The 12823-nt window shown below is 61.7% G+C and carries 16 protein-coding genes; 6 read left to right on the top strand and 10 right to left on the bottom strand.

The features are described from left to right. Positions 1-406: 406 nt before the first annotated feature. Positions 407-631: a hypothetical protein gene (locus CWS72_RS17890; RefSeq protein ID WP_101252005.1), complete on the top strand. Its 225-nt coding sequence runs from the start codon at positions 407-409 to the stop codon at positions 629-631. 68 nt (positions 632-699) lie between these two features. On the opposite strand, the gene CWS72_RS17885 is transcribed toward CWS72_RS17890, so the two are convergent. Continuing rightward, the gene (locus tag CWS72_RS17885) at positions 700-2169 is read right to left on the bottom strand and encodes a nickel-dependent hydrogenase large subunit (protein ID WP_101252004.1); all 1470 of its coding nucleotides are present in this window, start codon (positions 2167-2169) and stop codon (positions 700-702) included. A 4-nt stretch (positions 2170-2173) separates the two neighbouring features. Next, on the bottom strand, positions 2174-3187 hold the full coding sequence (locus CWS72_RS17880) for an NADH-quinone oxidoreductase subunit B family protein (protein ID WP_101252003.1): 1014 nt from the start codon (positions 3185-3187) through the stop codon (positions 2174-2176). Positions 3188-3311: 124 nt separating this feature from the next. Between CWS72_RS17880 and CWS72_RS17875 the strand changes: the two genes are divergently transcribed. Both CWS72_RS17875 and CWS72_RS17870 read left to right on the top strand, forming a co-directional pair. Continuing rightward, positions 3312-3515: a hypothetical protein gene (locus CWS72_RS17875; RefSeq protein WP_146002795.1), complete on the top strand. Its 204-nt coding sequence runs from the start codon at positions 3312-3314 to the stop codon at positions 3513-3515. Between the two features lie 84 nt (positions 3516-3599). Continuing rightward, on the top strand, positions 3600-3929 hold the full coding sequence (locus CWS72_RS17870) for a DHCW motif cupin fold protein (protein WP_101252001.1): 330 nt from the start codon (positions 3600-3602) through the stop codon (positions 3927-3929). Between the two features lie 270 nt (positions 3930-4199). Here the strand turns inward: CWS72_RS17870 and acpS are convergent, their stop codons facing one another. The 5 genes from acpS to folK form a co-directional block, all read right to left on the bottom strand. After that, positions 4200-4613, bottom strand: coding sequence for a holo-ACP synthase (gene acpS / locus CWS72_RS17865; protein ID WP_101252000.1), 414 nt, complete (start codon positions 4611-4613; stop codon positions 4200-4202). A gap of 18 nt (positions 4614-4631) precedes the next feature. Further along, on the bottom strand, positions 4632-5366 hold the full coding sequence (locus CWS72_RS17860; protein ID WP_101251999.1) for a pyridoxine 5'-phosphate synthase: 735 nt from the start codon (positions 5364-5366) through the stop codon (positions 4632-4634). Between the two features lie 28 nt (positions 5367-5394). Then, positions 5395-7551: a RelA/SpoT family protein gene (locus CWS72_RS17855; protein WP_101251998.1), complete on the bottom strand. Its 2157-nt coding sequence runs from the start codon at positions 7549-7551 to the stop codon at positions 5395-5397. A gap of 150 nt (positions 7552-7701) precedes the next feature. Further along, positions 7702-8094 carry a DNA-directed RNA polymerase subunit omega gene (rpoZ, locus tag CWS72_RS17850; protein WP_101251997.1) on the bottom strand — a complete coding sequence of 131 codons (393 nt, stop codon included), beginning with the start codon at positions 8092-8094 and terminating at the stop codon, positions 7702-7704. A 99-nt stretch (positions 8095-8193) separates the two neighbouring features. Then, entirely contained in the window at positions 8194-8724 is a 531-nt protein-coding gene (gene folK, locus CWS72_RS17845; protein WP_101251996.1) for a 2-amino-4-hydroxy-6-hydroxymethyldihydropteridine diphosphokinase, read from the bottom strand. 119 nt (positions 8725-8843) lie between these two features. On the opposite strand from folK, the gene CWS72_RS17840 reads away from it, so the two are divergent. The 3 genes from CWS72_RS17840 to CWS72_RS17830 all read left to right on the top strand — a co-directional run bounded on the left by CWS72_RS17840 (position 8844) and on the right by CWS72_RS17830 (position 10555). Further along, complete coding sequence (locus CWS72_RS17840; protein ID WP_101251995.1) at positions 8844-9416, top strand: LabA-like NYN domain-containing protein; 573 nt, start codon at positions 8844-8846, stop codon at positions 9414-9416. Between the two features lie 8 nt (positions 9417-9424). After that, on the top strand, positions 9425-10066 hold the full coding sequence (locus tag CWS72_RS17835; protein WP_101251994.1) for a uracil-DNA glycosylase: 642 nt from the start codon (positions 9425-9427) through the stop codon (positions 10064-10066). Between the two features lie 84 nt (positions 10067-10150). Continuing rightward, on the top strand, positions 10151-10555 hold the full coding sequence (locus CWS72_RS17830) for a bacteriohemerythrin (RefSeq protein WP_101251993.1): 405 nt from the start codon (positions 10151-10153) through the stop codon (positions 10553-10555). Positions 10556-10575: 20 nt separating this feature from the next. On the opposite strand, the gene CWS72_RS17825 is transcribed toward CWS72_RS17830, so the two are convergent. From CWS72_RS17825 to dapA, 3 genes are read right to left on the bottom strand one after another with little or no spacing between them, the layout of a single operon-like run. After that, positions 10576-11070 carry a glutathione peroxidase gene (locus tag CWS72_RS17825; protein ID WP_101251992.1) on the bottom strand — a complete coding sequence of 165 codons (495 nt, stop codon included), beginning with the start codon at positions 11068-11070 and terminating at the stop codon, positions 10576-10578. 52 nt (positions 11071-11122) lie between these two features. Continuing rightward, a complete protein-coding gene (gene smpB, locus CWS72_RS17820) occupies positions 11123-11596 on the bottom strand; it encodes an SsrA-binding protein SmpB (protein WP_101251991.1) in 474 nt (157 codons plus the stop codon). A 2-nt stretch (positions 11597-11598) separates the two neighbouring features. Further along, entirely contained in the window at positions 11599-12471 is an 873-nt protein-coding gene (gene dapA, locus CWS72_RS17815; RefSeq protein ID WP_101251990.1) for a 4-hydroxy-tetrahydrodipicolinate synthase, read from the bottom strand. Between the last annotated feature and the right edge of the window lie 352 nt (positions 12472-12823).

Below are 12823 nucleotides of genomic sequence, written 5' to 3'. Positions count from 1 at the left end.
TCTTAAGATAATTATTGAAAGCAAATAACCCTTCGGTATGGAAGGGTTTATACCACTTATGGAAAGTTACTTTGCTATCGTAAGTCCAGGGCGATGGTGCGGGGTGGAAAGAAAATTCCCCCCACTGGAAACCCGCAGGTGCCCGCTGACGGGCGACGGCACCGTCGTCTGGTCCCGGGAATGGCGGAGAACCGGGATCATCGGCGGGATATGGCGATGAAAACGGAAATTAATACAACAACATCAATAGATTATAGGACAGTTTTACCAAAGGAGTTGCGACCGTTCCCATTGCCACCCTCCCCGGCCGGTGAGATGATGGGCGCGCCATGGAATTCATCGGGTCCACGGTACGTTGAAAATGGCAAATTGCCGAATAGGGCTTGATTAAGGAAGATGTCGAGAGATGGCCAAAAAAGATTCCCTCCGCCTGCCGGATGAAGACACGGTCGATCAGCGTGTTCTGGCCGCAGCAATGGCCCTCTACAAGCATGCCAATCCGGGGGGCCGGTGGGCACGGTCCGACAAGAAACACTTCTGGCTGGCGGACGCTCAAAGGGCGATCGACGCGGCCGATGAGGTCGACCCGCTCAGGGCGACCGGTGATCGGGGTGAGGTGGCTCATCGGTGAGGCCGGCGTGAATTTCGGAAACTTTCCGAAGATCTCAAGACAACATACTTATTTTAAACGATAAATTTTCAGTGCACCGTGCAATTCATGCAAGGGTCGAAGGACCTCACGATGTGCTGGACCGTCAGAGGAAAATCCTCGCCCGGCGCCACGGCCGCGCCGACCAGGGCCTCCTCCAGAGGGCCCGGCGCGCCGGTTCCGTCGCGCGGCGAGAAATTCCAGGTGGTCGGCGCGACGATCTGATAACGGGAAAGCCGCCCCTTCTCCACCGCCAGCCAATGCCCCAGGGCGCCCCTCGCCGCCTCGACCAGCCCGACACCCTCGGCCCGGTCGGGAATATCGCCATCCCGGCAATAAGGGCCGGGCTCGGCCAGCGACTGAACCCAGCGTTCCATCGCCGGCACCAGAAGCGCCAATTCGAGCAGACGGGCGATGACCCGCCCGCGGACCGTGCCGCGCCCGCCGGTCCTTGCGGCCAATCCGCGGATCAACGGATGTCCTGCCACCATCTGGCGGGCAAAGGCGCCGACCTCGGCGCTGACGCCATCCAGGCGCGGCGCCTTGCACCAGCTATAGGCATCGTATTTGTCGATATCGGGCATCGAGATGCCCTGCTCCGGATGAAGGTTGGCCCCGTTCATCCAGGCATGGCTCAGATCCTCCCGCAGACCGGAAAGTTCGAGCGGCCGCGATTCGCCATCGCGCCACATCCCGGCGGCAAACAGGGGGCCATCCGCTCCTGCGAAACCGCCATAGCTTAAAAAGCGCGCCGGACCGGGGCCGGCCTCGGCAAGCCCCACCTCCTCGGCCATATGCAGAAAGAAGCGAAAATCTCCTTCGCCGGCCGGCCGGGCGGCGATCCAGGCCTCCAGATCGGCCGGCCCGTCGAGAGCCGCGATCCGTTCCAGCGAATCGGCGAACAGCCGCGTTTCGAGAAACGTCCGGAATTCGCCCAGCGCGGCACGCAGCCGCATCCGCTCGCCCATATCGACCGATTTGCTCACCCCTCCGGGCTGCAAGGCGAGGTTGTGCGGCCATTTTCCGGCCAGTATCCCGATGACATGCAGGAACGATACCCTGGCCTTCTGAGCGGCCCGCGCCGCCTCTCCGGACTGGGCCTGAAATCTCTTCAGCGCTTCGGCGTACCACTCCCGCCCTTGATAGGCCGCGCGGGCGAAATCGGGCAGAAAGAACAGATAAAAGTGGGTCAGGTGGTCGGTGGCGTTCTCGCAGGCCAGAATCAGATCGGCCACGGCCCTGCCATTGGCCGGAGCCTCCAGCCCCATCACCCCGCCAAGCGCCCTGGCGGCGGCGGTCGACTGCGAGACCGAGCAGATTCCACAGATCCTGGGGGCGATCACCAGGGCGTCGAGAGCCGGGCGTCCAGCCAGGATTTGTTCGAATCCGCGGTACATCGGCGATGTGACGAAGGCGCCGGCCACCCGACCGTCGTCGATCTCCAGCTTGACCTCAAGATCGCCCTCGACACGGTTGAAGGGCCCCAGGGTCAGCTTGCGGGAAGTCTCGCTCACCGGCATATCCTCATGACGGCGACCGGCGCCGCGGAGGCACCAGCACATGATCTTCGCGGGCGTTCTTGCGCACCCGCTCCGGCGTCGCCGATTTCGACAGGGCGGACAGCGCGACGAACCAAGCCTTCGGCATATCCACTGGCAGACCGATGGGAATCCCGGCGACCTTCGGTGTCTCCAGAAAGGCTCCGACGGGTTCTTCGAAGCCCGGCGAAGTGCAGTTGATGCAGGCGTAGCCGGCATCGGGACAGGCCCGACCGCCATTCCACATTCGGAAATTGCAATCGCCCGGCGCCTGCGTCCCCTTGCATCCCAAATTCTCCATCAGGCATCCGAGATGGGACGGCGCCGCTGCGCTGGCCTTGAACTCGTAATATTCGTTCCGCGCGCAGCCATGATGGGCCAGATGATTGGCCCAGAAACGCGGCCGGCCGAAACCGTCCAGATCGGCCGCCTGAAGCCCCCCCGATGCCAGCGCCATCAGGGTTTCGACCAGCCAGCCGGGATGCGGCGCGCATCCCGCCACATTGATCACCGGCAACCCGCCGGGCGAAAGCCACCCTTCTCCCAGCAGCCCTCCGTCCTCCTCGCCGCAATATTGAAGTCCCGTCGCCTCGGTCGGTACCGTCTGCGCCGCCGGGATGGCGCCGAAAGCGGCGCAACTGCCGACCGCCACCACGAACCTGGCACGCTTGGCCAGTTCCCGCACCCACCAGATCATCGACCGGCCGCTGCCGGCCAGCATCTGAAATTTTCCGCTGCCGTTCGGTCCGGTCAGCAAGGCGCCTTCGATGCAAAGGGCATCGATCGGCTGCCCTCCGTCGCGACAACGTTCGAGCAGGCGAAGAACCTCGGAGCCCCCCTCCTCCGAAAAGGAAGGATGCCAGAGGAAGGATATGTCCGCCCGCTCGAGGGTTTCACTCAGGCCCGCCGGTTCGGCTCCCAGCGCGGACATGGTGCAGCCGCCGCAACTACCGGCCTGAAGCCAAAGAATTCGAAAGGGGGCAAGCGTCGAGGATTGCATGGCGCGGCAACATTAGGGCGCCCGGCTCCAACGGCACAACAAAATGATGGATAAGGGCTTGCGTTTTCCCCTTGCCGACAAATAATGTTCACGTTATGTTCTGTTTATGAACAAGGAGGATGCCATGCTGTTCCCCCATCCCAGAACCATCACCGGCCATTTGGCCAATGGCGCCTGCGCCCTGGCGATCGGCTGCTTCTTCGCCTTCGTCGGATTGAATGCCGCCAGCGGTTGCGGGCAGCCCGGTGGGGCCTGCATCCATGTTCATGATCTGGTTGGCTCCCCCGCTTCCCCCACTGTCCAGCAATTGGCGCTGGCCGGCCGCTGAACGAGACGCCGGCCGCCGTTTTTCACGTTTGCGGCTTCGTTTCCCGCGTATCATGGCGGCCACGACAGTGTGGAGCAGCCTTTGATGGACATGACGGGAATAGCCTTCGCGACGACCGATTGGTCGGCGGTTGAAAAAACAGAACATCGGGGCGAGCGGGGGTCAGCCTTCTGGCGCACGCGGCAATTCGGTTCCATCCGCGTACGCATGGTCGAATATTCGCCGGACTATCTCGCCGACCATTGGTGCTCGAAGGGGCACATTCTGCTATGCCTGGAAGGCGAACTGCATACCGAACTGCGCGATGGAAGGCGGTTCGTCCTGAAACCCGGAATGAGCTATCAGGTGGCCGACAATGCCGAAGCCCACCGTTCGTTCACCGCGACGGGGGCCAAGCTGTTCATCGTCGATTAATACCAAGTCTCGATGAGGATGACTCATCGAGACTTGGCCTGGCCCGTTGAGGGCCCGCGCCGCCGCCGGCCTTGCCGGCAATTATCGGGAATGTGCGCGAAGCGCACAGGGCGTTGGCGCGAAGCCTTAGCAGCCCGAAGGGCAAACGACGCCGCAGGCGGGCCGAAGGCCGAGCATGGCCAAGCAACGGTTTCGGAGGCACCCCGCCCGGCGGTTGAGGGCTCGGTGATCGGCTCCGATCACCGAGAGTTGGTGTAGGGATCGTCGCCTTTACGCCGCCGGAACGGCGGAGATGATCACCACCGCCTCGGCCATCGGATATTCGTCGGTCATGGTCAGGTCGATCCTGGCGGTCATTCCCGCCGGCACCATCTGAGCCAACCGCGCCGCCGCGCCGCCGCTCAGCGTCAGGGTGGGCGCGCCCGAGGGCAAATTGACGACCCCCAGATCGCGCCAGAAAACTCCACTGCGGAAACCGGTCCCCAACGCCTTGGCACAGGCCTCCTTGGCCGCGTAACGCTTGGCGTAGGTGGAGGCGCGCCCCTGCGCCGTGCCGCCCCGCCGCTCCGCCTTGGCCCGTTCCTGCTCGGTGAAGACGCGCGCGATGAAACGATCGCCGAAGCGATCGAGCGTCTTCTCGATGCGCCGGATATCGATGAGATCGCTGCCCAATCCGAGAATCACAGGGAAAAATCCGCGTTGTCAGGCCCGAGCCTGGTTCATCAACTGTCGCATCTGGCGGATCGCATCCTCCAACCCGATGAAGATGGCCTCACCGATCAGAAAATGGCCGATATTCAGCTCGACGATGGTGGGAATCTGCGCGATCGGCAGCACCGTCTCGAAGCTGAGACCATGTCCCGCGTGGCATTCGAGCCCCACCGCCTCGGCATGGGCCGCCGCCGCGACGACACGGGCCAGTTCACGTTCGCGATGCGGGCCGAAAGCGGCGTCGCAATAGGCTCCCGTATGCAATTCGATCACCGGCGCGCCCACCGCGCGGGCGGCGTCGATCTGCCGCAGGTCCGGTTCGATGAACAGGGAAACGCGGATCCCGGCCTCGCCCAGGGCGCCGACCAGGGGGCGCAAGGCAGCCTGACCACCGATCACGTCGAGACCGCCCTCGGTGGTCCGCTCCTCGCGGCGCTCAGGGACGATGCAGACGGCATTCGGCTTGTGACGCAGGGCGATTTCCGCCATTTCGGGCGTGGCAGCCATTTCCAGATTGAGCGGCAGATTGATCGCATCCATCAACCGGTCGATATCATCGTCCGAAATGTGACGGCGGTCCTCACGCAGATGGGCTGTGATGCCGTCGGCGCCGGAATCGGCAGCCAGACTCGCCGCCCTCACCGGATCGGGATGTTTTCCGCCACGGGCATTCCGAATGGTGGCGACATGGTCGATATTGACACCCAAACGCAGCGAACCAGTCATTCTATCCCCAATTTCCAAACGGAAAACTCTAATTCCGCGCCCGCTCGACTGAATTGATGGAGGGCGTCGCCCGTAAAGCCGCAATGATATTGGTCAGATGTTTGACGTCGCGAACCTCGACGTCGATGATCATTTCGAAAAAATCGGCGTTGCGGTTGGTAACCTTCAAATTGCTGATATTCCCGAGGTTCTTCGCGATCACCACGGACAGGCTGCCGAGATTTCCCGCCTCGTTGCCCACCACCAGACTGATCCGGCCGATATGCATCTCGCCATCGTCGGGAGCCTGGTTCCAGGCCAGATCGAGCCAGCGCTCGGGAGTCTCGGCGAACTGTTCGAGACTGTCGCAATCGATCGTATGAATGGTCACCCCTTTTCCGGTGGTGACGATTCCGACGATGCGGTCTCCGGGCAGCGGATGGCAACAGCCGGCGAAATGCATGGCCATGCCGGCCATCAGTCCGCGAATCGGCATGGCGGGCGTCTGCGGCTTGGCCTTGGCGCGCTTCAGGGCGACGACGTTGTCCGGGTTGTGCTGGGCTTTCTGCTGCGAAGTCTTCAGTTCGGGATAGACCGCCGAGACCACCTCGCGCCCCGTCAGCCCGCCTTCGCCCACGCTAACCACCAGATCCTCGACGGAGGCCGCCTTGAAGATCTTCAAGACCCCGTCCAGGGCCTTCTCGGTGAACTCGTAGCCTTCCTGCTTGAAGGCGCGATTGAGGATGGCCCGGCCCAGGTCGATGTACTGGCCGCGCTGCTGGGTGCGAATGAAACGCCGGATGCGAGCCCGAGCCCGCCCGGTGACGACGAAGCGTTCCCAGGTCGGGTTCGGCGTCTGCGCCTTCGACGTGATGATTTCGATCTGGTCGCCGTTGTTGAGCGGCGTCCGCAGCGGCATCATCCGGCCATTGACCTTGGCGCCCACGCAGGTATCGCCCACCGCGGAATGCACCGCATAGGCGAAATCGACGGGACAGGCGCCGCGCGGCAGGGCGATCAGATCGCCCTTCGGGGTAAAACAGAACACCTGGTCCTGGAACATCTCAAGCTTGGTATGCTCGAGGAATTCCTCGGGATTGGAGGCATGCTCCATGATGTCGAGCAATTCGCGCAGCCAGCGATATTGCTTGCCGTCGTCGGCCGGACGCATGCCCTGCTTGTAGGACCAATGGGCGGCGACGCCCAGTTCGGAAACCTCGTGCATGTCCTGGGTGCGGATCTGCACCTCGATTCGATGCCGTTCCGGGCCGAAAACACCGGTATGCAGCGAGCGATAGCCGTTGGGCTTGGGCGTCGAGATGTAATCCTTGAAACGGTTCGGCACCATCGGATAGTGGCTGTGGATGACGCCGAGAGCCCGGTAGCAATCCTCGACCGACCCCACGAGAACACGAAACGCCATGATGTCCGACAACTGCTCGAAGGCGACGTTCTTGAGCTGCATCTTGCGCCAGATCGAATAAGGCGTTTTCTCGCGGCCCGACACCGAGGCATCGACGTCGGCCTCCTTCAGGATCTTGCGCAGCTCGTCGAGGATGCGGCTGATCAGGTCGCCGCCCTTCTCCCGCAGGAAATTGAGACGGGCCACCAATGACCCCCGCACGTCGGGGTGCAATTCGGCGAAGGCCAGATCCTCTAGCTCGTTCTTCACCTCGGAAATGCCGATGCGTTCGGCCAGTGGAGCGTAGATCTCCATGGTTTCCAAGGCGATCCGCCGCCGCTTGTCGGGATTGCGGATGTAATGGAGCGTGCGCATGTTGTGCAGCCGGTCGGCCAGCTTGACCAGCAGCACGCGGATGTCCTCGGACATCGCCAGGACCAGCTTGCGGAAGTTCTCGGCCTGTTTCGACTGATCCGACTGCAGTTCGATGCGCGAAAGCTTGGTCACGCCATCGACGAGACGCGAGACCTCGGCCCCGAACATCTTGGTGATGTCCGCCACGGTGGCCGGCGTGTCCTCGATGGTGTCATGCAAAAGCGCGGTGATGATCGAGGCCGCATCCATCTTGTATTTGGTCAGGATGCCGGCCACCTCGATCGGGTGGGAAAAATAAGGATCGCCCGAGGCGCGAAGCTGCGATCCGTGCTGCTTCATGGCGAAAACATAGGCGCGGTTGATAGCGTCCTCGTCCGCCGTCGGATCGTAGGACTTTACGCGTTCGACCAATTCGAACTGGCGCATCATTGGCGGTCACCCGCACCGATGGACAAGACTATCCTCAGTTTTAGAACACAAGGCCCGACCGATGCCAAAGCACCCTCGGGCCTTGCCTGTGAAACTCAACGTTCAATGGCCGTCACCCCGGCAACGGTTTTGGGCAACGGCATCAGTCCGTCACTCGTCGTCGAAATTACCGGGCTCTTCGATATCCGCGCCATCTTCATGGATGGACAAGCCGCCTTCTTCCAGCATGTCCTCGTCAATCGCCCCGGCGCCGGCGTCGAGCGCCAGTTCGCGGGTGGCCAGGACGTCGATCTCGTCCTCTTCCGGCTCGTCGACCTCGACATGCTTTTGCAGACCCTGCACCAGGGAATTGCGAAGAGTGTCGAGATTGACCGTTTCGTCGGCGATTTCGCGCAAGGCAACCACGGGGTTCTTGTCGTTGTCGCGATCGACCGTCAGTTGCCCGCCCGAGGAAATATCGCGCGCCCGCTGCCCCGCCAGCATCACCAGTTCAAAGCGGTTGGGGATCTTCAAGACGCAATCTTCTACCGTAACTCGGGCCATCTCATTACTTCTCCAGGCAAAGGCGCAGTTGGTCAGGATATATATTTTTTCGTGTGAATGAAAGCAAGGTCGCTGTCACCTTCCGGTCATGTCCCGGTATCATACCTGCCCCCTTTCATCCTCGGCGATACAATATTGATCATCCTCCAGCACGGCGATCATCGCCTCCAGCGATTCGCCGCTGACCGGATGAACCCAGCCGGGCGCGATATCGCGCAGGGGCAGAAGAACGAAGGCGCGCCCACTCATCCTTGGATGAGGAACCAGCGGACGCGGCTGGTCATCCATGACTTGCGTCCCATAGGCCAACAAGTCAAGATCCAGCACGCGCGCGGCGTTGACCACCGTGCGCATGCGACCAAACGCCGCTTCGGTGGCGTGCAGCAGGTCGAGCAACGCCGCAGCCGATAAATTCGTTTCGACCGCCGCGACGGCATTGACGAACCAGGGCTGATCGGATATCGGCACCGGTCTGGTCCGCCAGAAGCGGGAGCGGCGGGTGACGCGCACCCCTTGGGCGGCCAGATGGTCCAGCGCCGCCTCGAGGGTTTGACGGGGCGAGCCGGCTGAACTGGGAAGATTGGCGCCCAGGCCGATGAGAATGAGGTTCTGATCGGCTATCGGCACCATGCGGACTCTCCCGGCTTCCTCTTGCGGGGGCCGATCTTGACGCTTACGTTAACCATTATTCCAGACCACCGCAGAGCATTGTTGCGGAACGCCTTTTGATCCAGTGAGATATCATGACAATGGTTTTTTATTCCCAAGAACGTATCGGTTTGTTCATAGACGGCTCCAATCTTTACGCCGCCGCCAGGGCCCTGGGCTTCGACATCGACTATAAACGTCTTCTTGATCTGTTCGCCGCGAAGGGCCGTCTGATCCGGGCTTTCTATTACACCGCCCTGGTCGAAGACCAGGAATATTCGCCGATCCGCCCCCTGGTCGATTGGCTGGACTACAACGGCTATACCATGGTCACCAAGCCGACCAAGGAATTCACCGACGCGACGGGCCGGCGCAAGATCAAGGGCAACATGGATATCGAGCTGGCCATCGATGTGATGGAGATGGCCCAGTATCTTGACCATGTCGTGCTGTTTTCGGGCGATGGCGACTTCCGGCGCCTGGTCGAGGCCGTTCAACGCAAGGGCGTGCGCGTCACCGTGGTCAGCACCGTGCGCTCCCAGCCGCCGATGGTCGCCGATGAACTGCGCCGCCAGGCGGATACCTTCGTCGAGCTGCAGGATCTGGAATCGGCCATAGCGAGGACGGCGCAAACCCATCGCGATGACCCCGACTCTCCCGATTTCGACGACTGACGGCCCTCATGGCTCAAAATCATGAACCCGGGCGGGACTGCCCGCGCTGCCCCCGTCTTGTCGCCTTCCGCGAGGAAATGCGGATCAAACATCCCGGCTGGCATAATGCGCCGGTCCCCTCCTTCGGCCCGCTCGACGCATCCCTGCTGATCGTCGGCCTCGGCCCCGGCCTGCGCGGAGCCAACGCCACCGGACGCCCCTTCACTGGCGACTGGGCGGGAGATCTGCTCTACGGCACCCTGCTGGCCAAAGGCCGGGCCAGCGGCGTCTATGACGAGCGCCCGGACGACGGGCTGGAACTAATCGATTGCCGGATCACCAACGCCGTCCGTTGCGTACCCCCGGCCAACCGCCCCACCGGAGAGGAAGAACAATCCTGCCGCCCCTTCCTTATCGAGGAAATAGCCTCCATGCCCCGTCTGCGGGTCATCCTCGCCCTCGGCGGCATCGCCCACAACGCGGTCCTGACCACCCGCAAACTCAAGAAAAATGCTTACCCCTTCGCCCATGGCGCCATACACCCTCTTCCGGACGGTCCTACTTTAGTCGACAGTTATCATTGCTCGCGGCTCAATACGAACACACGACGATTGACCGAGGCGATGTTCCATCAAGTCTTCGACAGCGCCGTTGCTGCAACGCGGAAATAAAAAAGGCGAGCCCCCTCCTGGTTATTAGTCAGATAATGCCCATCTGAGAGAAAAATAACATTGAGGACAGGTGGGAGAGACACCATGGTCATCGAGTGGACGGACGCCTACAAGATCGGTATCCCCGGTCTGGATGACGACCACAAGAAATTGGTCGATACCGTCAACCACTTCTTCACCCAGGCCGAATACGGCGTGGACACCCGCGCCCTGGGGATCATCCTCGATCAGGTGGTCGCGCAGATGGAGGCGCATTTCCAGCGCGAGGAGACTCTTCTCGACCGCCACGACTATCTGGATCGCCTCGGCCACACCACCCGTCATCAGCAGGTGATGCAGCAATTGAAGCGGTTCATCGAACCCTATAAAAGCGGGGCGCTGCTGCACGATCAGACGTGCGACAAGGCGGAATTCCTTTCGAATCTGCTGATCAAGCACATCATCGAGGATGACCAGCCGTTCAAATCCTGTCTACGGACACTGGTCTGACAGCCAGTTCCACCCTAATATTATCGAGGAAGAACGGCTTCGATCCCCTTGATAAACCTGGGTGATGTAGGTTTTGTCACGGTTGAGAACCAATCGGCCAACCGACCATCCGGGGCGATCAGATATTTATGAAAGTTCCATCGCGGCTTCGCCCACGGACCGAAGGACCGCGCCGCCCAACGATAGAAAGGATGAGCCCCCTCACCTTTCACTTTGACCTTTTCGGTGAGCGGAAAACGGACCCGGTAGGTCGATTCGCAAAATTGTAGGATTTCCTCCGAATCACCCGGCTCTTGTCCGCCGAAATCGTCGCAGGGCACCCCCAGAACGGTCAGGCCCCGCTCCAGATAAGTCTCATAAACAGCTTCCAACCCTTTGTATTGCGGCGTAAAACCGCATTTCGAGGCTGTATTGACGATCAGCAGGGCCGAGCCCCGATAGCGGGCCAGGGGTAACGGCTGCCCATCAATGCCGACGAAGGAAAAATCCCAGGCGCATCTCGGCGGATCATCCATAACGCCGTTCCCTCCAGAGAAAAGCCTCGCAAACCATGCGCGGGAGCGAGGATCATCCGCGGTCGCGCATCAGTCTCGCCTTGTCGCGCTGCCAGTCCCGTTCCTTTTCGGCGGCGCGCTTGTCGTGAGTCTTCCGCCCCTTGGCCAAGCCCAGTTGCACCTTGGCGATTCCGCGCGGATTGAAGAAGATCGACAGGGGAACCAGGGTCATCCCCTCGCGGGTGACCGCCATCAGCAGCCTGCGCAACTCCTTCCGGTGAACCAGCAATTTCCTCGGCCGGCGCGTCTCATGGGTAAAGACCGTCTTCACCTGATATTCGGGGATATAGGCGTTGAACAGATAGAGTTCACCCTCCTGCTGTCCGGCGAAGGCGTCCGCCAGATTGGCCCGCCCCGTCCGCAGGGTTTTGACCTCGGTTCCGGCCAGCATGATACCGGCCTCCAAGGTTTCCTGGATGCTGTAGTCATGACGCGCCCGCCGATTCTCGACGGCGATGTTGCCCGCGATTAAGGCCGGACGCCCCATGGTCAGATCAACCCCAAGGCCTGCATCGCCGATTTCACCTTCTGCTTGTTGGCCTCGCTGATCTCGACCAGGGGCAGGCGCAGGGTGCCGTCGCTCTTGCCGAGAAGACTGACCCCATATTTGACCGGCGCCGGATTGGTCTCGGAGAACATCGAGTCATGCAGCGGCATCAACTTGTCGCGCAGATCGTAGACGGTCGCGTAATCGCCGGCCGCCCACGCGTCCTGCAGACGGGCGCAAAGCCGGGGAGCGACATTCGACGTCACCGAAATACAGCCGACCCCGCCCTGGGCCAGGAAAGCGACGGCATTGGCGTCCTCGCCGCTCAACTGGCAGAACTGCGAGCCAATGGCCAGACGGGTCCGCAGCGGGCGGATGATGTCGTTGGTCGCATCCTTGACGCCGACGATATTGGCAAGTTTGGCCAGGCGCGCCATCGTCTCGACACTCATGTCGACGACGCTGCGTCCCGGAATGTTGTAGATGATGATCGGAATATCGACGGCGTCGTTGATGGCCTTGAAATGCTGGTACAGGCCTTCCTGGGTCGGCTTGTTGTAATAAGGAGTGACCACCAGCGCGGCGTCGGCTCCCGCCTTCTTGGCATGGCGGGCCAGGTCGATCGCCTCGGCGGTGGAATTGGAGCCGGCGCCGGCGATCACCGGAACCTTGCCCTTCGCCACCTCGACGCAAAGCTCGACAACCCGATGATGTTCTTCATGGCTGAGCGTCGGTGATTCGCCGGTCGTCCCGCACGGCACGAAGCCGTCGGTTCCCTCGGCGATCTGCCATTCCACGAAGGATTGGAAACCCGCCTCGTCAAGCCGTCCGTCACGGAACGGTGTGATCAGGGCGGTGATCGAACCCTTGAACATGCCTGTCTCCCTAGCGCGCCTCGACGCTATTTCGTCATAAAAAGGAAAAGGAACATAGCCCCCGATGGAGCCGCCCGCAAGCCCGGCCATCCGTCTCCGGGGCAATCGCCTGAACGCGCTTGTCCCGGTTTAAATTCTTAGCCCCTCAGGCGCCGGGCGGCGGACATCCGTCCGCCTCGGGCTTCCTCCGCTAAAGCTTCGGGGCGATCGCGGTAGGGACGCTCATTGCTGAGCGCCCCCCCACAGATCCGTACGTGCGGCTTTCCCGCATACGGCTCCCACCTCGGGTATTTGACGGCGAACCTCTGGTTCGGCCAGGGATGAAGGATGCGGGGCTTAGGTAGCCAGTCAT

The organism is Telmatospirillum siberiense (assembly GCF_002845745.1).
Taxonomy (GTDB): Bacteria; Pseudomonadota; Alphaproteobacteria; order Rhodospirillales; family Magnetospirillaceae; genus Telmatospirillum; species Telmatospirillum siberiense.
This window is presented reverse-complemented; position numbering and strand designations above follow the sequence as displayed.

What these genes read in the sequence shown, in the direction of transcription:
- CWS72_RS17890 (WP_101252005.1), top strand. Translation starts at nt 407, where the DNA reads ATGGCCAAAAAAGATTCCCTCCGCCTGCCGGATGAAGACACGGTCGAT.
- CWS72_RS17885 (WP_101252004.1), bottom strand. Translation starts at nt 2,169, where the DNA reads ATGCCGGTGAGCGAGACTTCCCGCAAGCTGACCCTGGGGCCCTTCAAC.
- CWS72_RS17880 (WP_101252003.1), bottom strand. Translation starts at nt 3,187, where the DNA reads ATGCAATCCTCGACGCTTGCCCCCTTTCGAATTCTTTGGCTTCAGGCC.
- CWS72_RS17875 (WP_146002795.1), top strand. Translation starts at nt 3,312, where the DNA reads ATGCTGTTCCCCCATCCCAGAACCATCACCGGCCATTTGGCCAATGGC.
- CWS72_RS17870 (WP_101252001.1), top strand. Translation starts at nt 3,600, where the DNA reads ATGGACATGACGGGAATAGCCTTCGCGACGACCGATTGGTCGGCGGTT.
- CWS72_RS17860 (WP_101251999.1), bottom strand. Translation starts at nt 5,366, where the DNA reads ATGACTGGTTCGCTGCGTTTGGGTGTCAATATCGACCATGTCGCCACC.
- CWS72_RS17855 (WP_101251998.1), bottom strand. Translation starts at nt 7,551, where the DNA reads ATGATGCGCCAGTTCGAATTGGTCGAACGCGTAAAGTCCTACGATCCG.
- rpoZ (WP_101251997.1), bottom strand. Translation starts at nt 8,094, where the DNA reads ATGGCCCGAGTTACGGTAGAAGATTGCGTCTTGAAGATCCCCAACCGC.
- folK (WP_101251996.1), bottom strand. Translation starts at nt 8,724, where the DNA reads ATGGTGCCGATAGCCGATCAGAACCTCATTCTCATCGGCCTGGGCGCC.
- CWS72_RS17840 (WP_101251995.1), top strand. Translation starts at nt 8,844, where the DNA reads ATGGTTTTTTATTCCCAAGAACGTATCGGTTTGTTCATAGACGGCTCC.
- CWS72_RS17835 (WP_101251994.1), top strand. Translation starts at nt 9,425, where the DNA reads ATGGCTCAAAATCATGAACCCGGGCGGGACTGCCCGCGCTGCCCCCGT.
- CWS72_RS17830 (WP_101251993.1), top strand. Translation starts at nt 10,151, where the DNA reads ATGGTCATCGAGTGGACGGACGCCTACAAGATCGGTATCCCCGGTCTG.
- CWS72_RS17825 (WP_101251992.1), bottom strand. Translation starts at nt 11,070, where the DNA reads ATGGATGATCCGCCGAGATGCGCCTGGGATTTTTCCTTCGTCGGCATT.
- smpB (WP_101251991.1), bottom strand. Translation starts at nt 11,596, where the DNA reads ATGGGGCGTCCGGCCTTAATCGCGGGCAACATCGCCGTCGAGAATCGG.
- dapA (WP_101251990.1), bottom strand. Translation starts at nt 12,471, where the DNA reads ATGTTCAAGGGTTCGATCACCGCCCTGATCACACCGTTCCGTGACGGA.